The sequence below is a fragment of the Pseudomonas sp. NPDC087346 genome (assembly GCF_044744235.1).
Lineage (GTDB): Bacteria > Pseudomonadota > Gammaproteobacteria > Pseudomonadales > Pseudomonadaceae > Aquipseudomonas.
The window spans coordinates 234,563-253,192 of record NZ_JBIUXX010000002.1; the positions used below are offsets into that span (position 1 = coordinate 234,563).

An 18,630-nucleotide genomic window follows, 5' to 3' on the forward strand; every position below is an offset into this window, starting at 1 on the left:
CTAAGCGCCACGGACCATATCTCGACCGGGCGCCCATTCAGGGTAGACGAAGCGGCGAGGTTATACGCATTCCAAAGATCAAAGACCAGCATCGCCATAGCGGTGGCGGCTGAAGAAGTGTTTCGGCGCTGTGCAGTACATATTGGTTGTGACCTTGGCGCGGCGATTTACTGGCTGCCGCGTTACATCGGATGGGGCGAATCGCTCTCTATCATCATCCGCAACATTATTTCCCGTTCTTTCAAGCCTGGTAATACGCCACGGGTTTCACCCTCAAGCACTACGGCACCATCCTCGTCCGTCAGGATAATTGTGGCTGTCGCGCGATCTCTTTCATCCACATCGGTGATCAACCAATCACATGTCACAGTCTGGCCCGGATACACCGGGCGCTTGAAGTTGAATGTCATCGATGAAGCGAGCCAACCGATCTGTCCGCCAATTTCGGTAATCAGGCTGGCGGTCAGCAAACCGTGGGACACCGGGCCTCTGAATTGGCGGGCTAGAGCAAAGCTCTGGTCGAAGTGCACGGGGTTATAGTCGCGAGAAATTTTCGCGAAGCACTCGATGTCCTCTTGGGAAAAGCAGCGGGACAGAGTAAATCGATCACCGGTTTTCAGCCCGTCGATGGCTCGTTGTCTGAAGCTTTTCATTGATGGGGTTCCTGTTTCAAAGGTTGTCATGAAAGGAGTGTTCAGCCCCACGAAACTCACAGGCCTGCACATCGGCCGCAAAATTACGCGCCGCCCCAGCGGTTCAGTTGTGGATCTGTGCAATCAACAAAAATACTGCAATCAGAATCATGGTGGCTCCCGAGAGTCGACCGACGAATCGAGCCGCCACCGGACGTGTCTGCAAGACCGAACGAGAACCGAAGCCGACCAGCAGATAAACCACAGCGCAACTGAAAGCATGCAACAGACCCAAAGCGACGATCTGCAGCCACACTGGCCATGCTGCCGTCGGATCAGTGAAGGGCGGCAGCAATGCCAGAAATAACAGAAAGACTTTTGGATTGAGCCCACTCACGCACACTCCTTTCAAAATCCAGCGTGCCCGTGATTGTGAAACCTGGGTGTTAGCGGCGTGAGGTGTCGGCGGATGCACGAGCAAGTTGAAACCGAGCCACAGCAGATACAGCGAGCCGCCGATGGTGAGCAGCGACAGCATCAGCGGATTGCCGGCGATCAAAGTGCCAACTCCAGCAGCAACGATCAGGGTAGCGAATAGATGGCCGATCAGCAGCCCGACTACGGCAGGTATCACCACGCGGCCAACCAGTCCTGCCGATATCGCATACGCCCAATCCGCGCCCGGGGTGAGCACGAACAGAAAAGACACCGCCCAGAAGGCGGCGAAAACACTCAGGGACATCTTCTTTCTCACAAAAATTGAGCGAGGCCCGCGCTGTTCATTGCGAACTGCGCAGGCCAGACGCTGTAAAAGTCATGAAAAAGAATATTGGAATCAGGCTAGAATCTTTTGTCGTTTATTCTATTAAGTGAGTGCTTTAAGGGTAGTTATTTGCCAATGGATAGAATTGATCAGAAGATTCTTGCCGAACTGCAAGCCGATGGTCGGCTATCGATCACCGAATTGGCTGACCGGGTCGGGCTGAGCCTGTCGCCTTGTCATCGCCGGGTGCGCACGCTCGAAGAGTCCGGTGTGATCATTGGCTATCGGGCGCAACTGGCACCGGCTGCGCTGGGCCTGAATTTTTCAGCGATGGTGTTTGTCACGCTGCGCGAAGGCAATCGTCAGGCGGTTGAGGCTTTTGAGATGGCGCTGGAACATATCCCGCAGATAGTCGAGGCCCAGCGACTTTTCGGCGAGCCAGACTATCTACTGCATCTCGTCACACGAGATCTGCCGGCATTCCAGCAGCTTTATGATGAAAGCCTTTCAACCTTGCCCAACGTTCAGCGCCTGACCTCGACACTGGTGATGAAACGGGTGATTCAGGATCGAGCATTACCGTTATGAAGGGTGTTCATTGCGGGCCGGTGAACTGCGCGGCGCGGGCAGGGGAGCAGACCAGCAGACGATGGGTCAGATCGCAGACCAGATGCACCGGTCGCAGGCTCTCGCGCACCAGTCTGGCGAGGGCCTGATCGGCGGCGCCATCAAGTCTTGCGGCGAGCATCTGTTCGAGCTGCCGATGCGCGCCAATATCCATGGCCGGCGCGCCCTGCCAACCCGGCTGACGATCAGGCGCCTTCGGGGATTTTCGCGATCACCTTGATCTCGAACTCAAAGCCGTACAGCCAGGTCACGCCCACTGCCGTGACCGTCGGATGCGGCGCCTCGCCCCAGAACTCGGGCACGACACTCCAGATGCGCTCGAACTTCGTTTGAGGGTCGACAATGAATACGGTGACATCCACCACATCATCGAATGTGCAACCGGCAGCGTTGAGAATCGCATTCAGGTTGGTGAAGGCCCGTCGCACCTGGGTTTCCAGCTCCGGCTCGGGCGAACCATCCTCGGTGCTGCCGACTTGCCCGGAAACAAACAGAAAACCATTGGAGCGAATAGCCGGCGAGTAGCGATGACGCTCATAAAGTTCTTGGCGGCCGGGCGGGAAAACTACGTCACGTTGCGTCATACATTTCTCCATCAGTCAGTGAAAACCAGTGATGAAGCCACTCTAGGGACTTGCGTATGGCGGATAAACCAGCAACCTTGGCGCTCACTGTTTGTTAAATCCAAACAATCAGAGCCTTATTGGGGTGTGAATGGACCGTTTTGATGCGATGCAGGCGTTTGCCCGGGTAGTGGAGGCGGGCAGCTTCACCAAGGCTGCCGAGACGTTGCACATGAGCAAAACCACGGTGACGCAACTGGTTCAGCAACTGGAGGCACGCTTGCGCGTCAAGCTGTTGAACCGCACCACGCGCAAGGTCAACGTCACTGCCGATGGTGCGATCTATTACGAAAGAGTGATCAAGCTGTTGGCTGACATGGACGACGCCGAAACCAGTCTGTCCGGTGCCTCATTGCTGCCCAAGGGGCGATTGCGGGTCGATGTGCCGAGCCCGTTGGCCAGTTTGATTCTGATACCGGCGCTGCCGGAATTTCATCGGCGCTACCCGGATATCCAGATCGACATGGGCGTCAGCGACCGCATCGTCGACATCATTGATGAGAACGTCGATTGCGTGGTGCGCGGCGGCGAGTTGCTCGACCAATCGCTGATCGCCCGTCGGGTCGGTGATCTTGAATTAGGCGTTTTTGCCGCGCCGAGTTATCTGGCGCGTGAGGGTGTACCGCAGCACCCACGGGAGCTGGAAAACTCGCATCATCGGGTGGTCGGTTTTCTCTGGGCTCGCACCGGCAAACCGGTGCCGTATGCCATAAGCAATCAAAGTGAAAACCTGCGGATCACCGGGCAGCACGTACTCGCGGTCGACGATGGCAACGCCTATCTGGCGGCGGGTCTCGCCGGGCTCGGGGTCTTATGGCTACCGAAATACATGTCCAGACTTCATGAAGGGCGGGGTGAATTGATGCCGCTGTTCGAAGGCTGGCAACTTGAATCGATGCCGCTTTACGTTGCTTATCCGCAGAATCGGCATATCAGCCTGAAGCTGCGTGTGTTCATCGACTGGATTGCCGAACTGATGGCGCAGCACGCACCGGTCATTACTCGCTCAGGTTCTTGAGCAGCCATTCGACGAAACTGCGCGCCAGCGGATCGTTCTCGCTGTCACGGTGCGTCAGCAGCGCCCAGTTCGGGCCACGGATGGTTTGCTCCACCAACGGTTGCAGCAGACCACTGTCGCGCGCCTGACGGCTGAGCAACTGGCTGACCAGCGCAATCCCCAGCCCCGCACTCGCGGCGTCCAGCAGTAAGCCGGGATCGGAAAAATTCAGCCCCTGATCCTGCTGACCGACATCAATTCCAGCCTCCACCGCCCAATGACTCCAGTCCATTTCCCGCTCGCCATGCAGCGTGGTGCGTTGCTCTGCGGGCAGCGCTAAAAGGCTCGGATGGCACGCCGGATAGAGGCGGTCGGCGTGCAGCACTTTGAAGCTGCATTCGGCCTGGGAACTGATGTCGTCGCGCACCGCCAGATCGATGGTCTGGCTGGTCATGTCCGGCACTTCGTCGGTGCTGTAAATCCACAGATCGACCTGCGGATGCTCGCGGCGAAAGTCCGCCAGACGCGGCAGCAACCAATGCCGGGCAAATGCCGGCGTGGTGTTGAGCACCAGTTGATTGGGTTTCTGATATTGGCCCAAGCGGCGGATACCCACCGACAATTGCTGGAGCATGGCTTGCGTGGTGCTGAGCAGATCGTGGCCGGCATCGGTGAGCGCGACGCTGCGCCCGCTGCGGAAAAACAGCGGCTGTTCGAGGTACGCCTCAAGGCTGCGAATCTGCTGGCTGATCGCCGACTGCGTAAGGCTCAACTCATCGGCAGCCTTGTGAAAACTGCCCAGTCGAGCAGCCGCTTCAAAGCCGCGCAATGAGCTGAGCGGTGGCCAGTGTTTGAGCATATCGATAAGTTCCTCTAATCAGTTCTGCGCTAAATCCATCGTTTGTTTGCCTGTTTTAGCATCCGTAGCATAGCCGGTGTGAACACAATGGCTTAACTAACAGGTGCTTGTCATGCAGCAGAGTGAAAATAAAAACAGTGGTTGGATGATGCCGGCGGAATGGGTCAAGCATGCCGCGACATGGATGGTCTGGCCGCATAACAAGGCACTCTGGGAGTCGGGCTGGCGTGTGACATTGCCAGCGGTGCAGGAAGATTTCGCCCGGGTAGCGAATGCCATCGCCCGTTTCGAACCGGTGAAATTGGTCGTCGATCCATCGGCAGTCGCCTCTGCCAAAGCATTGTGCGGGCCGAACATCGAGCTGATCGAACTGGCCGTGAACGACAGTTGGTGCCGCGATTCCGGCCCAAGTTTTGTCTGTCACCCGCAGCACGGTTTGGCCGGTGTCAGCTGGCGGTTCAACTCGTGGGGCGGCAAGTCGGCGCATGAGCTGGATGAAGGTCTGGCGCGTCGCGCACTCAATCACCTGGGGCTGGATTGCTTTGGCACCTGGTTGAGCAACGAGGGCGGGGCGATTCATGTCGATGGCGAAGGCACGCTGATTACTACTGAATCGGTACTGCTCAATCCCAACCGTAATCCGGGCGTGAGCAAGGCCGAGATCGAAGAAGTTTTCACGCGGCTGCTGGGGGTGAAAAAAACCATCTGGCTGCCGGGCGATCCTGACTACGTCACCGGCGATATGACTGACGGCCACGTCGATGGCGTTTGCGCCTTTGCGCGTCCCGGTGTGTTGCTGGTGGACGCGACCCATGACCAGAAGTCGGTGTACGCCGAAGTGGCGCGGGAAAACCGTCGGGCGCTGGAACTGGCGACCGATGCGCAGGGCCGCAAATTCGAGCTGATCGAACTCTACGAAGCCAGCGAAGCGGTGGACACCGAAGCGGAAGTGTTCTGCGCGTCCTACACCAACTTCTACATCGCCAATGGCGCGATCATCATGCCGGCTTACGGCATCGAGGCGGACGGCGTCGCGGCAGAAGTATTGGCGCAAGCGTTCCCCGGCCGTGAAGTGGTGCCGGTACGGATCAACAATCTGGCGCATGGCGGCGGCGGTGTGCATTGCATCACTCAGCAACAGCCAGCCTGGCCGGTGGAGGGTTGATCGATGACGCTTCTGACCGTCGCCACCATCCAGATGCCGTGCACCTGGGACTTGCAGCGCAATCTTGATCAGGCCGAGCAGTTGGTCCGCGAAGCAGCCGGCAAGGGTGCGCAGGTGATCCTGTTGCAGGAGCTGTTCGCCACGCCGTATTTCTGCATCGAACAGCGCCACCAACACTTGGCGTTGGCCGAGGAATACAGCGACAGCCGCGTACTCGCACGCTTCGCCGCGCTGGCCAAGGAGTTGGGCGTGGTGCTGCCGCTGAGCTGGTTCGAGAAGGCTGGCAATGCGTACTTCAATTCGTTGAGCGTCGCCGATGCTGACGGGCGTCTGCTGGGTGTCTATCGCAAGACCCACATCCCTAACGCCATCGGCTATCAGGAGAAGGAATATTTCAGCCCCGGCGATACCGGTTTCCGTGTCTGGGACACCGCGTTCGGGCGCATCGGCGTGGGCATCTGCTGGGATCAGTGGTTCCCCGAAACCGCACGTTGCCTGGCATTGATGGGCGCCGAAGTGCTGCTGTTTCCCACGGCCATTGGTTCAGAACCCGGCTGCGCCACTCTCGATTCACGCGATCATTGGCAGATGACCATGCGCGGTCACGCCGCCGCCAATCTGCTGCCAGTGCTGGCGTCGAACCGCGTCGGGCGCGAAGTGGCGACCAGCGATGCGGACTTGCAAATGGGCTTCTACGGCTCGTCGTTCATCTGCGATCACAAGGGCAAGTTGCTCGCCGAAGCCGACCGCGACAGCACTGGCGTGCTGGTGCAAAGCCTCGATCTGGCGGCGATGCGCGAAGAACGCCTGAGCTGGGGCATCTACCGTGATCGTCGCCCGGAGATGTACGGCGCACTACTCAGCCAGGACGGCCGTCACCTTCATTCACGCTGGAACGCGCAAGGGGTTTGACATGCTCACTCACCACAAACGATTGCTCGGCGCTCTGGGCCTGGTTCTGCTCGGTGTGATGCCGTTGGCGCATGCCGAAGACAAAACCCTGCGGCTGTACAACTGGGCCGACTATTTTGCCGAAGACACGCTGACGCGCTTCACCGCCGAAACCGGGATCAAGGTGATTTACGACGTTATGGACGGCAGCGAAACCCTTGAAGCGAAAATGCTCTCGGGCGGCAGCGGTTATGACCTGATCTTCCCCGGTGATACGGTCGCCGAGCGGCTGATGCGCGCGGGTAGCTTGATGCCGTTGGACCAGTCAAAACTCGACGCCATGGCCGACATCGAACCCGGTTTGCAGAAGCTGCGCAGCCATTACGAGCATTCGAGCAAAGCCACGGTGCCCTACACCTGGGGCACCATCGGCCTGACATATAACGTCGAGCAGATCAAAAAACGCGTGCCGGACGCACCGGTCAACAGCCTCGACATGCTGTTCAAACCGGAGCTGGCGGCGAAGTTCGCCGATTGCGGGATTTCGATGATCGACTCGCCGGATGAAGCGCTGGCGGTGGTGCTGAATTATCTCGGACGCGATCCGCGCAGTGGCAAACCTGAGGATCTGGCGGCAGCCAGTGAACTGCTGATGAAGTTGCGGCCGTACATCCGCAAGTTCCAGTCGCAACCGGTGACCGATCTGGTCAATGGCAATCTGTGCCTGTCGCTCGGCTACAGCGGCGACATGACCCAGACGCAACGCACCTCGGACAGCGCCGGCAAGACCACGAAATTCGAGTACCGCATCCCCCGCGAAGGCACCACAGTGTGGATGGACACCATGGCAATTCCGGTCGATGCCAAACATCCGGAATACGCCTACGCGTTCATCAACTTCGTCATGCGCCCGGAGAACATGGCCGCGATCAGCAATTTCACCGGTTACCCGACCTCCAACGCCAAGGCGCGAGCGAACGTCGATGCAGCGATGCGCGACAACCCGGACATCTACCTCGACGAAGCGACCTATGCTCGATTGATCCCGGGCAAGGATATTCCTCAGGCCGACATGCGGGCGCGGATGCGTACCTGGACCAAATTCAAAACCGCTACTCAACCGTGATCCATGGCCGGCGCCCGAGGCGCCGGCCTTCACTTTTTTCAGGAAAAAACCACATGTCGACCCGTCGCGAATTCATCAAACAGGTATCGGTAGTCGCCGGCGCGAGCGCGGCTTTCATCGGCCTCGGCCTGTCGCCGATGCAAGTGTTGGCCGCCAGCGAAGGCCGCTGGTTCATGCCGGACGAAGGCGACAAACACGAGCGGGCCTATATTGCGTTCGGCGCGCAGGACGCGATCTGGGAAGACTTCACCGCCGATGTGCAAGCCGCGTTGGGCCGGGTCGCCCGCGCAATCGCCCGCTATGAGCCGGTCACGGTGTTCTGCCGTCAGAGCGAGCGTAATCTGGCGGAAAAACATTGCGGCAGCAGCAATGTCACCTACGTGATCACCGCACTCGACGACATCTGGATGCGTGATATCGGCGCCAACTTTGTCATCGACGACAGGGGCGGCCTCGGCGCAGTCGACTTCAACTTCAACGGTTGGGGCGACAAACAGCAGCACACGAAAGACGCGAAAATCGCCAAGCGTGTCGCCAGCGATTCACAGGCAACCTATATGCGCAGCGAACTGGTGGGCGAGGGCGGTGGCATCGAAGTCGATGGCCACGGCACCGGGATCATGACCGAAAGCAGCTGGATCAACGCCAATCGCAACCCGGACTGGAGCAAGTCCGAGGTCGAAGAAGAACTCAAAGCCCAGTTGGGCCTGCGCAAAATCATCTGGCTGCCGGGAATCAAGGGCAAGGACATCACCGATGCACACGTCGATTTTTATGCCCGATTCGTCAAGCCGGGCGTGGTGATCGCCAACCTCGACACCGACCCTGAATCCTACGACCACAAAGTCACCCTGGCGCACCTGGAAATCCTCAAGAACGCTACGGATGCCGATGGTCGAAAATTGCAGATCCACACGATGTCTCCGCCGTTGAATCCACGCAAAAGCAAGTTCAACAAGGGCAACCCGGATTTCGCCGCCGGTTACATCAACTATTTCGTGGTCAACGGCGCGATTATTGCGCCTGAGTTCGGTGACAAAGTGGCAGACAAGAAGGCGCTGGATCTGCTCACCAGCCTGTATCCAGGGCGCAAGATCGAGCAGCTCAACATTGACGCGATCGCGGCCGGTGGCGGCGGGATTCACTGCGTGACCAGTCATCAGCCACAGGCGTGATTGACTCTTGGCAGCATCAGGCCAACTATCGGCGGATAACAACGTAACCGATGGGCCAGACCTTGATCGAAAGACGCCAATTCAGCGGAGGCATGAAGGGTAAAAACCTTCGTTATCTCAACGAGCCCTCCGCTGATACTACCCGCGTGACCCGCACCGGTTTTCTGCTGCTCGAACACTTTTCACTGCCGGCCTTTACCCAGGCGCTGGATACGATCATCACCGCCAATTTGCTGCGTTCGGGGCTGTTTGCTGCCCGTACATTCGGGCTGGGCGAAGGCGAGGTGATCAGTGATCTGGGATTGGTCATTCGTCCTGACGCGCGGATTAACTCCGCTGCGCTGCAGGAGCTGGATTTACTGGTGGTCTGCGGCGGCTATCGAACTGAACTCAAAGCCTCGGATGAACTGAACAGTCTGTTGCGCTCCGCCGCCGAGCGTGGCATCAGTCTGGCCGGGTTATGGAACGGTGCGTGGTTTCTCGGCCGGGTGGGTTTGCTTGACGGCTATCGCTGCGCGATTCACCCCGAGCATCGGCCGGCGCTGACGGAAATCGCCAAGTCCACTCACGTCAGCAGCGAACCCTACGTGATCGACCGCGACCGACTGACCGCGTCGAGCCCGTCCGGCGCTTTTCATATGGCGCTGGACTGGATCAAGAGCCTGCACGGCAAGGCGCTGGTTGAAGGCATCGAGGACATTCTCGCGTTCGAGGAATCGCGTTACCGGCGGATCAAACCTGATGAAAACATCTGCGTCAGCGCGCCACTGCGTGAGGTGGTCAAGCTGATGGACGCCAATCTTGAGGAGCCGCTGGAGCTGGAGCAACTGGCGGTGTATGCCGGCCGTTCGCGGCGGCAACTGGAGCGCCTGTTCAAGGAACAACTGGGCACCACGCCGCAGCGCTATTACCTCGAACTGCGGATCACCGAAGCGCGGCGCTTACTGCAACACACCGAGCTGTCGCAGGTGGAAGTGCTGGTGGCCTGTGGTTTTGTCTCGCCGAGCCATTTCAGCAAGTGCTACAGCTCCTATTTCGGTTATCGCCCGTCCAAGGAAAAACGGCTGGTCAAATGACTCAGCGAAATCGCTCGGGGATGGCCTCGGCAAATGGGTAGAACTCGAAGCAGGGTTTGGCTTCCTCAAGAACCCGCTGGAATGACGGACGTTGAACCAATCGCTCGAAATAGGCGCTCAAGTGGCGATGTTCGTCGGTAAATGGCACCAGTGTGCTGGCGTAAAACAGCGCGGGTGCTGCCGAGCAATCGGCCATGCTGAACCTTTCACCCGCCGCCCAGGTGCGCGATGCCAATTGGCGGTCAAGGATGCTGTAAGCGGTCAGCAGGGCATTGCGATAGCTTGAGACGTCTCCATTTTTGCCGTGCAGGCGATCACTGACGATCTGCTGCATCGGCGTCTGCACATGGTTGTCGAAGAACCGGTCCCACAGACGCACCTCCAGCGCGGCATCCCTGTCGCTGGGAATCAATGGATGCTTGCCGGCATGGAAGTGGTCGAGGTATTCAATGATCACACTCGACTCCGGCACATTGCGTTGCCTGGCATGATCGCGGATCAGCGGAAACTTGACGAGCGGCCACAGCGCCTGAAGTTCGGCGCGGTCAGCGTCACTGGAAAGGTCGATGAGGCGTTTTTCGAATGCAGTCCCATGCTCATAAAGTGCGATCAGCACTTTGTGGCAGTACGAGGACAGCGGATGGTAATAGAGCGTCAGGGCCATGATCAGCTTCTCGGTTTACGGTGAAATGCGCTCTGTGGCTGATAACTATCAACCACAGAGCGCATTTTTCGAATGTCAGCGAATAAACGCCTGCATGTCCGAACCGAGCTTGTCGATGGCGACTTTGAAGTCCTTCGCGGTGATCTTCTGGCTGGAGTTCGACAGTTGAGTGCCGAAGACCTTACGCACTACTTTGGCCACGGTCTGCTGGTTGCTGGCGTCAATAAATTCAGCCTCGATGAACAGCGTGGTGTCCTGATCGCGATGGCCGGTGGCGGCGCTGACGCCACCCACTACCGCGGCGACCGGAATGACCTCATACCATTTCATACCTTCGTTTTCAGCATTCACCCCGGTAATCGCTGCACGCAAAATCAGCGTTCTTGAGCCGCGCGGGGCGGATTGCACGTTGCTCACGACGCGGTACTTCTGGCCCAGAATGCCTTGGGCTCTGCTGGTCATATAGTTCTGGATGTCTTGCAGGGTCTGGCGGTCGACCCGCTCATTCGGCTGTGGCGCCGGATACAACTCCAGCCGGTTGAAAACCACCGTGTCATAGGCGTTCGGGTTCCACGACGGGATCACCCAGCGCATGGCTTTTTCGCCGCTGGTGGTGGTCACTTCTTGCAGGTTGTTGTAATTCGGCAGGAAGCCTGAGTATTGCTCGCGCTCGGTGACTTTCGAGGTGCAGGCACCGAGCAGGAGACTGGCTGTTATCGCGCCGATCAGCATTTTTCGAGAAACGTTCATGTGTGCTCCTTGGATCAGGTCGAGTTGTTTTTGTGCAGTATCAGAAACGCCAGGTCATGTTTCCGGTCAGGGCTTGAATCCAGGCATTGTCGAACTGTCCGGAAGTTCGCGTGCCCGAGGTGGATTTGGTCTGATCGACCGGCATGTCACCGAGCCAGACCATCGCCCAGCTGACGTTGACGTCGGTGTCCTTGTTCAGAGCATAGGTGGCGCCTGTCGCAATGCGCCAGGACGCGCCCATTGGTACGGTGAAGGTTCGGTTACTGTCCGAAACGGCGCTGCTGTCGTAAGCCATGCCGACATTCCATAGCAGTTGCGGAGTGGCCTGATACTGGGCGCCGAGCGCCAGTTGCCAGGTGTCTTTGAAGTGCGCGTTGATCGTAGTCGACTGGGCGCCGACCGCGGTGGTGTCGACCTGAACGGCGATGTCACCGAACTCTGACCAGTCCTGCCAGTTGGCCGAGGCCAGCAGCGCCCATTTCGAGTCGAGTTGCTGGAACAGGCTCAGGGTCACGGTTTGTGGCACGGTCATGTCGAGCTGAGTGTTGAGGCCATCGAGGCGTTGCAGCGCCGGACCGTTGCCCTTGACGTCGAGACCATCCTCGAACTTCAGATCGACCTTGCTGGTGTAGGCCAGGCCAATGCGCGTACCGGCCTGCGGGGCATAAATCACCCCGGCATTGGCGCCGAAACCCCAGTCGTTGTCCTTGTACTTGAACTGGCCGTCACTGCGATCCGTCAGGCCGAAGGGCGAGCGATCGATCGCAGTTTGCGCCTGGAGCATGCCGTGCATGGCTTTGACGCCTAGGCCCACCGACCACTCATCATTGAAGCGATACGCCACGCTCGGCACAAACGACAAGCCGGCGAGGCTGGCGTTTTGCGCAAAGTAACGCCCGGACCAGTTGTTGTCGTAGTTGGCCGCCAGACCGAAGTCGCCGTAATTGCCAAAACCGACGCTCCAATGTTCGTCGAGTTGGTGGCTGATGAAAAAACTTCCGCCGGGAATCGGGTCGAGCGCGTTACCACTGCCGTTGCCCGTGCCATTGGTGTCGGAATCACGGTTGAAGGTCAGGTTGCCGTACAGCACCTGCAAACCGCCGGTGATTTGCGTGCCTGGCAGGTAACTCAGACCTGCCGGGTTGCTGGCGATGGTCGAGGGGCCTTGCGCCCGGGCGGCGGCGCCGGCGTTGGCCAGGCCGGCGTTATCCGTACCGATCTCGTAAAGCATGATGCCGCCCGCGTGGGCTTGCTGGATACACATGCTCAGTAGCGTGAGCGTGGACAAGGCGGATCTTCTGCTATGCATGGGGCTTACCTCGGCAAGCATTCGTCAAGAACACGGGTGACCGGCATTGGTCACCCGCCCATTGCCTGAAGTGCTACTTGTCCAACGCCGCACGCGCGGCCTGGATTCGCTCCTTGACCGCTTCAAGATTGAAGCTTGCGCCTTTCTGCATCGGCGGATACTCGACTGCTGTTTCCGCCAGTTTCACCACCTGTTGCTGGACAAACACAAAGCGCCAGAACTGGAATTTGAACCACTCGAAATACTCCAGCGAACCGGTGGCCGCCATGTTCTGTGGCCAGCCGGCGCGCTCGAACGGATCGAGCCGCAGATTGGTCAGGATCGGCATGTCCAGTGTGACTTTGGCACCCAACCAGCCACCTGGTTGATCGATGAAGCGGTACTTGAAGTCATCGATGCGGATCGCGCCGAGTGCGCTTTCACCGAAGTAGAAAATTTCATGCCGATTCGACGGACCTTTACCGGTGATCATGGGGGTCTGATCGTAGCCGTCCAGGTGAACTTTGTAGGTCGTGTCGCCTACTTGTTTGCCTTTGAGCAACTCGCTGGTGATTGAGGGATTACCCGCTGCGGTGATGAAGGTCGGGAACCAGTCCATGCCGGACATGATCCCGTTGGAGATAGTGTTGGGCGGCACCTGGCCAGGCCAGCGGACAATCGCCGGTACGCGGAAACCACCTTCCATTACCGTGCCTTTGCCCATGGCAAACGGTGTGGTGCCGCCGTCGGGCCAGGTGAAGTTTTCAGCGCCGTTGTCGGTGGTGAACATCACGATGGTGTTGTCGTCCATGCCGTCTTTTTTCAGCTTGGCCAGGACGTCGCCGACGATATCGTCTAGTTGCGCCATGCCTGCTTCTTGTTCTGACCAGCCATTTTGTGAATTACGCATGGCTTGGTACTTGTCGGAAAGGTGCGTGACGATGTGCATCCGGGTCGGATTGAGCCAGAGGAAGAACGGTTTATTGTCCTGCTTGGCCTTGTCGATGAATGCGAAGGCTTTCGCCTGGATTTCGTCATCAACGGTTTTCATGCGCTCCGGATACAGCGTGCCAGCGTCTTCGATCTTCTGTTTGCCGACCTTGCCCCAGCGTGGCATCACGGTGGCGTCGTCGGAGGTGGTCGCCCAGCTGTGAACCATATTGCGTGGCCCTACGGTGTCCAGCAGCTCTTTCGGATAGTTGGGATGCGCCGGGTCTTCCATGGCGTCGAGGTGGTAGAGGTAGCCGAAGAACTCATCGAACCCGTGCACGGTAGGCAGGAATTCGTTGAGGTCACCCAAGTGGTTCTTGCCGAACTGGCCGGTGGCGTAACCCATGGATTTGAGCACGGTGGCGATGGTCACCGCTTCAGCGGGAATGCCGATGGGTGAGCCAGCCTGTCCGACCGTGGTCATGCCGGTACGGATCGGCAGTTCGCCGGTGATGAAATTGGCGCGCCCGGCGGTGCAACTGGCTTCGGCGTAATAGTCGGTAAAACGCATGCCTTCAGCCGCGAGCTGATCGAGGTTGGGCGTGCGCCCGGCCATCATGCCCTGGTTGTAGACACCGATATTCGACCAGCCAATATCGTCGCCCATGATCACCACGATGTTGGGTGGAGGTTTGTCGGCAGCGTGCGTGGTGACGGGAACAATCATTGCGGATAACAGCATTGAAACAGCGAATAGCCTGGAGATTCTTGTCCGGTTCATGAGGTGCTCCTGCGTACTTGCATAAGTAGCGAAGTCAGGCCCCCGACCTTTCTTTAAATATGTATCCCCGGCAAGAGCGTAGATTCGAACCGGGATTTAGCCAGAAAAGATTTTCAAGCCGGAGCCGATGTAACACAGGTCTTACAGACAAATGAGTGGTTTGCGCACATGGCTGGATCGGCGGATCGGTTCCATACTGCGCCGGCAATTGGCAATTCATCTTTTCTTCACGGACAGGAGCAGGGCCATGAGTAATAAACCGACAATTGTGCTGGTACACGGGTTTTGGGGCGGTGCCGCGCATTGGGCCAAGGTGATTATCGAGCTGACCCGCAAGGGTTACACCGACATTCATGCGGTGGAAATGCCGCTGACATCGCTGGCCGATGACGCCGAGCGCACCCGCAAAATGATCGCGCAACAAAGCGGCCCGGTGTTGCTGGTCGGGCACTCCTACGGCGGGGCGGTGATCACCGAGGCGGGTAATCAGTCAAATGTCGTCGGGCTGGTGTACATCGCCGCGTTCGCGCCGGATGCCGGTGAAAGCCCCGGCGGTCTGACTCAGCAGCATCCTCCGGCGGCGGCGCCGAATCTTGCCCCTGACAGCGATGGTTTTCTCTGGCTCAAGGCCGACAAATTCCATGAAAGCTTTTGCCAGGATCTGACTGCCGATGAGGCGCTAGTGATGGCCGTAACCCAGAAGGCGCCACTGGCCAGCACCTTTGGTGACACGATCAGCAATGCTGCGTGGAAGAACAAACCGTCGTGGTATCAGATCTCCAGCGAGGATCACATGATCCATCCGGATAACCAGAAGCTGATGTCGGCGCGGCTGGGTGCGAAAAAAGTCATCACACTGAATGCCAGCCATGCGTCGCTGGCATCGCATGCGGCCGAGGTGGCGGCGCTGATCGACGAAGCGGCCAGCGCGGTTTAATAGAAGGACAGCCTCGGCTTCAACGGACAGGCGCCGGGGCGCTAGACCTGGGGCGCGGACGGGATGCTCGCTGCTTCGGCGTTGGTTGGGGGCGCATTTACCTGGATCGTCTCGCTTTCGCCCATCGCCGAGTATTCCTCCCTTAATGCGCGGAGTTCCTTGGTGCCCTTTTTTTCAAGACTTAGTGCGGCGTTCTGAGCTTCCTTGTTCGCTCGCAGCAATTCGTCGATTTTCAGGTGCAGGATGTCGTTGTCGCGGTTCTGGGTGTTTTGAATCAGGAACACCATCAGGAAAGTGATGATGGTGGTCGAGGTGTTGATGATCAGTTGCCAAGTGTCGTTGTAGTGAAATACCGGTCCGGTGCTAGCCCATATGAGGATCAACACCACCGCAGAAAGGAAGACTTTCGGGCTTCCTGACCAGTTGCAAAGTGTTTGGCAGATTTTGGAGAATTTCATGGCGGTAGATCCTTGTTGTCTGTAACAAATGGACACATCCGCCGCGGCGTAATTCGTTTTTTTTCAGCCATGAGAGTCAGATGAAAATAATTTCATCTGACGAGCCTCAACACTCCCTCAAGTACCACTCCTGAGCAACTGGCTAAACGCCTCCAGTTCGCTTTTTTCCACATCGGAAACCACCACGAAGCGCATGTGACCGGCTTGCCAGGTCACCACGTTGAAGCCACGAATCGTCTGGCTTTGCCGTTGTGTATCGGCCTCCTGCGTGGGCAGGATAAACACATTGATGATGTGTTTGGCCCGGCCATAACTGAGAGCCGCCGTGGTCTGGTGCTGCAAGTAGTCCAGTCGACCCCCGAGCAATGGAAAGCCCTGAGCCGAGTAATCGAAGACTGGTGGCGAGAAGTCGAGTTTGCCGGTGAACCAGGGCTTCACGGTGTGACGATCCGAGGACACCACATCGTTCAGATGTTCACCCATCAATGAGCGAACATGGCTGGAGACAGCCTCGTCCATCAACGGTTGTTCACTGCTTGGAGTTGCCACGTAGAGCACCGCAGCCAAGGCCAGCGCCGCCGCAGAAAACGTCGGTGCAAACCATTTTCGCCAGCGCTCCATGAAACCGGGTGAGGGCGCATCAACGGCAAACACGCTGGCGGCCAACGATGCCGGCGCCGGATAGTGCGTTGCCAGTCTCTTCACGCTGACTTTCAGCAGTTTCACCTCATCATGCAGACGCGTGCACTCGGCGCATGAAGCCAGATGCGCGGCCACATCCGCAGCCGTCGCGGTATCCAGTTCCTGATCCAGATAGCCGTGCAAGTTTGTCCGGCAAACGGTGCAGTCGAGTTCATTCATGATCGTGCAACTTCAGTAATTCGAGTTTGAGCATGGCGCGCGCCCGGGCCAGTCTCGACATGACGGTGCCGATAGGAATATCCACCACCATGGCGATGTCCTTGTAAGGCATGTCTTCGAGTTCTTTCAACACAATCACCTCTCGAAAGACTGGCGGCAGGGCGCTCAGGGCTTGCTGAATCAGAGCGGCGTTTTCCGTGTGAATCGCCAGCAGTTCCGGGGTCTGGCCGTGGCTGAGGGCTGCAACGTCATCGCCCATGTCGTCATCGATAGTGACCCAATGGTGACCGGCCGAGGCTTTGAGCCAGGTGTAGCTTTCGTTGCGCACGATGGTCAGGAACCAGGCCTTGGCGTTGCCATCGGCAAACCGCTGCAAGAATCTGAACGCCCGCAGAGCGCTTTCCTGCACGACATCGCGGGCGGCGCTGTCGTTGCCAGTCAGCCAGCGGGCGAGGTTGTAGGCGGCGTCCAGATGGGGCGCAATCAGTTCCTCAAATCGCTTCATAGTCGGTTCCGCACCGTCACACCTCTATAACCGTGATGCGTGGTCTTTTATTCCGCGAAAAAAATCTATTTTTCCGCGTGGAATAAACGTCCGTCCTGCAAGGTTTACCTCGTGTCAGCTACATCACTGTAGTCCGCCAGCGAGGACATACCGATGGACATTCAAGCAAAACACCCACGGCGCACCGACACATTGCTAAACCCTGACCGCCGAACGTTGCTCAAGTGCTCGGCGTGGGCCGGTGCCGGGGTGATCTGGGCCTTGCACGGCGGCATTCCCCGGGCCTTTGCGCTGGATGAGGCGGGCAACGTCATCGATCCCAAGGCAATGGCCAGCACGTTCCACTTCGTACAGATCAGCGACTCGCACATCGGCTTCAACAAGGAAGCCAATCCTGAACCGCTCAAAACGCTGCAAGTGGCCATCGACAAGGTCATCGCGCTGCCAAAACGGCCGGCGCTGATCCTGCATACCGGCGACATCACGCACCTGTCCAAAGCCGAGGAGTTCGATACAGCGGATCAGGTGCTCAAAGGCCTGCCATCGGCCGTGCATTACGTGCCCGGTGAACACGACACCCTCGACGAGGGCGGCGGCAAGCTTTATCTGGAGCGTTACGGCAAGGGCACCAAAGGCAACGGCTGGTACAGCTTCGATGACCACGGTGTGCATTTCATCGCGCTGGTCAATGTCTTCAACTTCCAGGCTGGCCATGAAGCCACTCTCGGCGCCGATCAACTGGCATGGCTGGCGGATGACTTACGCGCGGTGACCAGCAGTACCCCCATCGTCGTGTTTACGCACATTCCGTTGTGGACGATTTACCAGCCGTGGGGCTGGGGCACCGAGGATGGCGATCAGGCGATTGCGATGCTGCGCAAGTACGGTTCGGTGACGGTATTGAACGGGCATATTCATCAGGTCATCCAAAAGGTCGAGGGCAATATCACCTTTCATACCGCGCGGGGCACGGCCTATCCGCAACCTGCACCGGGTGCGGCGCCGACTCCGGGGCCAATGACGGTGGCGGCCGATCAATTGCGCAACTATCTGGGGATCACCGATGTGCGGGCGACACAGGGCGATCATCCGTTGGCGTTGATCGATTCGACACTGGTCTAGGGGAGGGCACTCAGATGAACACGCGAATGTTGCCGTTGCTGTGCCTGATGTTGTCGATGCCGGTGTGGGCGCAGGAGGTGAAGATCGATATCAAGGAGTTCATGTTCGGGCCCAAGGACCTGACTGTGGCGGTTGGCACCAAGGTGACATGGGTCAACGACGACCAGATTCCGCACACGGTGGCTGAGACGCACAAGGTGTTTCGCTCGGGAGCGCTGGATACCGATGACAGCTTTTCCTGGGTGTTCAATACGCCGGGAGAATTCGAGTATTTTTGTGCGCTGCATCCGCAGATGATCGGGAAGATTGTGGTCACTCAGTAGCCGTCGCTGGAAACTGCCCTTGCAGCTTCGAAGCCGCAAACCGCAGAATCTCCTCTACTTGATCGTTTTGGAGACCA

The 18,630-nt window shown here is 58.3% G+C and carries 21 protein-coding genes and 1 pseudogene; 10 read left to right on the forward strand and 12 right to left on the reverse strand.

Features of this window, described 5'->3' with window-relative positions; all coding sequences use genetic code 11:
• Positions 1–182: 182 nt before the first annotated feature.
• Together ACIOZM_RS02400 and ACIOZM_RS02405 are read right to left on the reverse strand one after the other, a co-directional pair.
• A complete protein-coding gene (locus ACIOZM_RS02400; protein WP_401209097.1) occupies positions 183–653 on the reverse strand; it encodes a MaoC family dehydratase in 471 nt (156 codons plus the stop codon).
• A 103-nt stretch (positions 654–756) separates the two neighbouring features.
• On the reverse strand, positions 757–1,374 hold the full coding sequence (locus ACIOZM_RS02405) for a LysE family translocator (protein ID WP_401209100.1): 618 nt from the start codon (positions 1,372–1,374) through the stop codon (positions 757–759).
• A gap of 156 nt (positions 1,375–1,530) precedes the next feature.
• On the opposite strand from ACIOZM_RS02405, the gene ACIOZM_RS02410 reads away from it, so the two are divergent.
• A complete protein-coding gene (locus ACIOZM_RS02410; RefSeq protein ID WP_401209263.1) occupies positions 1,531–1,983 on the forward strand; it encodes an Lrp/AsnC family transcriptional regulator in 453 nt (150 codons plus the stop codon).
• Positions 1,984–1,996: 13 nt separating this feature from the next.
• Here the strand turns inward: ACIOZM_RS02410 and ACIOZM_RS02415 are convergent.
• Both ACIOZM_RS02415 and ACIOZM_RS02420 read right to left on the reverse strand, forming a co-directional pair.
• Positions 1,997–2,194 (reverse strand): annotated as a pseudogene (locus ACIOZM_RS02415) (transcriptional regulator); the annotation flags it as partial.
• 13 nt (positions 2,195–2,207) lie between these two features.
• Positions 2,208–2,606 (reverse strand): RidA family protein, encoded by a 399-nt coding sequence (locus tag ACIOZM_RS02420; RefSeq protein WP_401209103.1) that lies wholly within the window; start codon positions 2,604–2,606, stop codon positions 2,208–2,210.
• Positions 2,607–2,736: 130 nt separating this feature from the next.
• On the opposite strand from ACIOZM_RS02420, the gene ACIOZM_RS02425 reads away from it, so the two are divergent.
• Positions 2,737–3,663: a LysR substrate-binding domain-containing protein gene (locus ACIOZM_RS02425; RefSeq protein WP_401209106.1), complete on the forward strand. Its 927-nt coding sequence runs from the start codon at positions 2,737–2,739 to the stop codon at positions 3,661–3,663.
• On the opposite strand, the gene ACIOZM_RS02430 is transcribed toward ACIOZM_RS02425, so the two are convergent.
• Positions 3,644–4,501, reverse strand: a complete 858-nt coding sequence (locus tag ACIOZM_RS02430; protein ID WP_401209109.1) for a LysR substrate-binding domain-containing protein — start codon at positions 4,499–4,501, stop codon at positions 3,644–3,646. The genes ACIOZM_RS02425 and ACIOZM_RS02430 overlap by 20 nt on opposite strands.
• A gap of 112 nt (positions 4,502–4,613) precedes the next feature.
• Here ACIOZM_RS02430 and ACIOZM_RS02435 point away from each other — a divergent pair, with 112 nt between their 5' ends.
• Genes ACIOZM_RS02435 through ACIOZM_RS02455 form a run of 5 tightly spaced genes read left to right on the forward strand, consistent with a single transcriptional unit; the run spans position 4,614 to position 9,934 of the window.
• A complete protein-coding gene (locus ACIOZM_RS02435) occupies positions 4,614–5,666 on the forward strand; it encodes an agmatine/peptidylarginine deiminase (protein ID WP_401209112.1) in 1,053 nt (350 codons plus the stop codon).
• Between the two features lie 3 nt (positions 5,667–5,669).
• Positions 5,670–6,578 (forward strand): N-carbamoylputrescine amidase, encoded by a 909-nt coding sequence (gene aguB, locus ACIOZM_RS02440; RefSeq protein ID WP_401209114.1) that lies wholly within the window; start codon positions 5,670–5,672, stop codon positions 6,576–6,578.
• Position 6,579: 1 nt separating this feature from the next.
• Positions 6,580–7,683: an extracellular solute-binding protein gene (locus ACIOZM_RS02445; protein ID WP_401209117.1), complete on the forward strand. Its 1,104-nt coding sequence runs from the start codon at positions 6,580–6,582 to the stop codon at positions 7,681–7,683.
• Between the two features lie 53 nt (positions 7,684–7,736).
• On the forward strand, positions 7,737–8,858 hold the full coding sequence (locus ACIOZM_RS02450; protein WP_401209120.1) for an agmatine/peptidylarginine deiminase: 1,122 nt from the start codon (positions 7,737–7,739) through the stop codon (positions 8,856–8,858).
• Positions 8,859–8,908: 50 nt separating this feature from the next.
• Positions 8,909–9,934 (forward strand): GlxA family transcriptional regulator, encoded by a 1,026-nt coding sequence (locus tag ACIOZM_RS02455; protein ID WP_401209124.1) that lies wholly within the window; start codon positions 8,909–8,911, stop codon positions 9,932–9,934.
• A 1-nt stretch (position 9,935) separates the two neighbouring features.
• On the opposite strand, the gene ACIOZM_RS02460 is transcribed toward ACIOZM_RS02455, so the two are convergent.
• The 4 genes from ACIOZM_RS02460 to ACIOZM_RS02475 all read right to left on the reverse strand — a co-directional run bounded on the left by ACIOZM_RS02460 (position 9,936) and on the right by ACIOZM_RS02475 (position 14,347).
• Positions 9,936–10,598, reverse strand: a complete 663-nt coding sequence (locus ACIOZM_RS02460) for a glutathione S-transferase family protein (RefSeq protein ID WP_401209126.1) — start codon at positions 10,596–10,598, stop codon at positions 9,936–9,938.
• A 75-nt stretch (positions 10,599–10,673) separates the two neighbouring features.
• Complete coding sequence (locus ACIOZM_RS02465; RefSeq protein WP_401209129.1) at positions 10,674–11,348, reverse strand: DUF3313 domain-containing protein; 675 nt, start codon at positions 11,346–11,348, stop codon at positions 10,674–10,676.
• A 40-nt stretch (positions 11,349–11,388) separates the two neighbouring features.
• Complete coding sequence (locus ACIOZM_RS02470) at positions 11,389–12,657, reverse strand: OmpP1/FadL family transporter (protein WP_401209132.1); 1,269 nt, start codon at positions 12,655–12,657, stop codon at positions 11,389–11,391.
• 73 nt (positions 12,658–12,730) lie between these two features.
• Positions 12,731–14,347 (reverse strand): arylsulfatase, encoded by a 1,617-nt coding sequence (locus ACIOZM_RS02475; protein ID WP_401209135.1) that lies wholly within the window; start codon positions 14,345–14,347, stop codon positions 12,731–12,733.
• A gap of 247 nt (positions 14,348–14,594) precedes the next feature.
• Between ACIOZM_RS02475 and ACIOZM_RS02480 the strand changes: the two genes are divergently transcribed.
• Positions 14,595–15,284, forward strand: coding sequence for an alpha/beta hydrolase (locus ACIOZM_RS02480; RefSeq protein ID WP_401209137.1), 690 nt, complete (start codon positions 14,595–14,597; stop codon positions 15,282–15,284).
• Positions 15,285–15,325: 41 nt separating this feature from the next.
• Here the strand turns inward: ACIOZM_RS02480 and ACIOZM_RS02485 are convergent, their stop codons facing one another.
• The 3 genes from ACIOZM_RS02485 to ACIOZM_RS02495 form a co-directional block, all read right to left on the reverse strand.
• Positions 15,326–15,742 (reverse strand): low affinity iron permease family protein, encoded by a 417-nt coding sequence (locus ACIOZM_RS02485; protein ID WP_401209139.1) that lies wholly within the window; start codon positions 15,740–15,742, stop codon positions 15,326–15,328.
• A 117-nt stretch (positions 15,743–15,859) separates the two neighbouring features.
• A complete protein-coding gene (locus tag ACIOZM_RS02490) occupies positions 15,860–16,603 on the reverse strand; it encodes an anti-sigma factor family protein (RefSeq protein ID WP_401209142.1) in 744 nt (247 codons plus the stop codon).
• Positions 16,596–17,108, reverse strand: coding sequence for a sigma-70 family RNA polymerase sigma factor (locus ACIOZM_RS02495; protein ID WP_401209145.1), 513 nt, complete (start codon positions 17,106–17,108; stop codon positions 16,596–16,598). The genes ACIOZM_RS02490 and ACIOZM_RS02495 overlap by 8 nt, the downstream gene beginning before the upstream one ends.
• Positions 17,109–17,261: 153 nt before the next feature.
• Between ACIOZM_RS02495 and ACIOZM_RS02500 the strand changes: the two genes are divergently transcribed.
• Positions 17,262–18,230 (forward strand): metallophosphoesterase family protein, encoded by a 969-nt coding sequence (locus ACIOZM_RS02500; RefSeq protein WP_401209147.1) that lies wholly within the window; start codon positions 17,262–17,264, stop codon positions 18,228–18,230.
• A gap of 14 nt (positions 18,231–18,244) precedes the next feature.
• Complete coding sequence (locus tag ACIOZM_RS02505) at positions 18,245–18,553, forward strand: cupredoxin family copper-binding protein (RefSeq protein WP_401209150.1); 309 nt, start codon at positions 18,245–18,247, stop codon at positions 18,551–18,553.
• Positions 18,554–18,630: the final 77 nt, after the last annotated feature.

Coding starts and splice junctions, on each gene's coding strand:
- ACIOZM_RS02455 (WP_401209124.1), top strand. CDS start 8,909: ATGGGCCAGACCTTGATCGAAAGACGCCAATTCAGCGGAGGCATGAAG.
- ACIOZM_RS02465 (WP_401209129.1), bottom strand. CDS start 11,348: ATGAACGTTTCTCGAAAAATGCTGATCGGCGCGATAACAGCCAGTCTC.
- ACIOZM_RS02410 (WP_401209263.1), top strand. CDS start 1,531: ATGGATAGAATTGATCAGAAGATTCTTGCCGAACTGCAAGCCGATGGT.
- ACIOZM_RS02490 (WP_401209142.1), bottom strand. CDS start 16,603: ATGAATGAACTCGACTGCACCGTTTGCCGGACAAACTTGCACGGCTAT.
- ACIOZM_RS02495 (WP_401209145.1), bottom strand. CDS start 17,108: ATGAAGCGATTTGAGGAACTGATTGCGCCCCATCTGGACGCCGCCTAC.
- ACIOZM_RS02485 (WP_401209139.1), bottom strand. CDS start 15,742: ATGAAATTCTCCAAAATCTGCCAAACACTTTGCAACTGGTCAGGAAGC.
- ACIOZM_RS02460 (WP_401209126.1), bottom strand. CDS start 10,598: ATGGCCCTGACGCTCTATTACCATCCGCTGTCCTCGTACTGCCACAAA.
- ACIOZM_RS02500 (WP_401209147.1), top strand. CDS start 17,262: ATGGACATTCAAGCAAAACACCCACGGCGCACCGACACATTGCTAAAC.
- ACIOZM_RS02445 (WP_401209117.1), top strand. CDS start 6,580: ATGCTCACTCACCACAAACGATTGCTCGGCGCTCTGGGCCTGGTTCTG.
- ACIOZM_RS02450 (WP_401209120.1), top strand. CDS start 7,737: ATGTCGACCCGTCGCGAATTCATCAAACAGGTATCGGTAGTCGCCGGC.
- ACIOZM_RS02505 (WP_401209150.1), top strand. CDS start 18,245: ATGAACACGCGAATGTTGCCGTTGCTGTGCCTGATGTTGTCGATGCCG.
- ACIOZM_RS02405 (WP_401209100.1), bottom strand. CDS start 1,374: ATGTCCCTGAGTGTTTTCGCCGCCTTCTGGGCGGTGTCTTTTCTGTTC.
- ACIOZM_RS02400 (WP_401209097.1), bottom strand. CDS start 653: ATGAAAAGCTTCAGACAACGAGCCATCGACGGGCTGAAAACCGGTGAT.
- ACIOZM_RS02480 (WP_401209137.1), top strand. CDS start 14,595: ATGAGTAATAAACCGACAATTGTGCTGGTACACGGGTTTTGGGGCGGT.
- ACIOZM_RS02475 (WP_401209135.1), bottom strand. CDS start 14,347: ATGAACCGGACAAGAATCTCCAGGCTATTCGCTGTTTCAATGCTGTTA.
- ACIOZM_RS02420 (WP_401209103.1), bottom strand. CDS start 2,606: ATGACGCAACGTGACGTAGTTTTCCCGCCCGGCCGCCAAGAACTTTAT.
- ACIOZM_RS02435 (WP_401209112.1), top strand. CDS start 4,614: ATGCAGCAGAGTGAAAATAAAAACAGTGGTTGGATGATGCCGGCGGAA.
- ACIOZM_RS02470 (WP_401209132.1), bottom strand. CDS start 12,657: ATGCATAGCAGAAGATCCGCCTTGTCCACGCTCACGCTACTGAGCATG.
- ACIOZM_RS02430 (WP_401209109.1), bottom strand. CDS start 4,501: ATGCTCAAACACTGGCCACCGCTCAGCTCATTGCGCGGCTTTGAAGCG.
- ACIOZM_RS02425 (WP_401209106.1), top strand. CDS start 2,737: ATGGACCGTTTTGATGCGATGCAGGCGTTTGCCCGGGTAGTGGAGGCG.
- aguB (WP_401209114.1), top strand. CDS start 5,670: ATGACGCTTCTGACCGTCGCCACCATCCAGATGCCGTGCACCTGGGAC.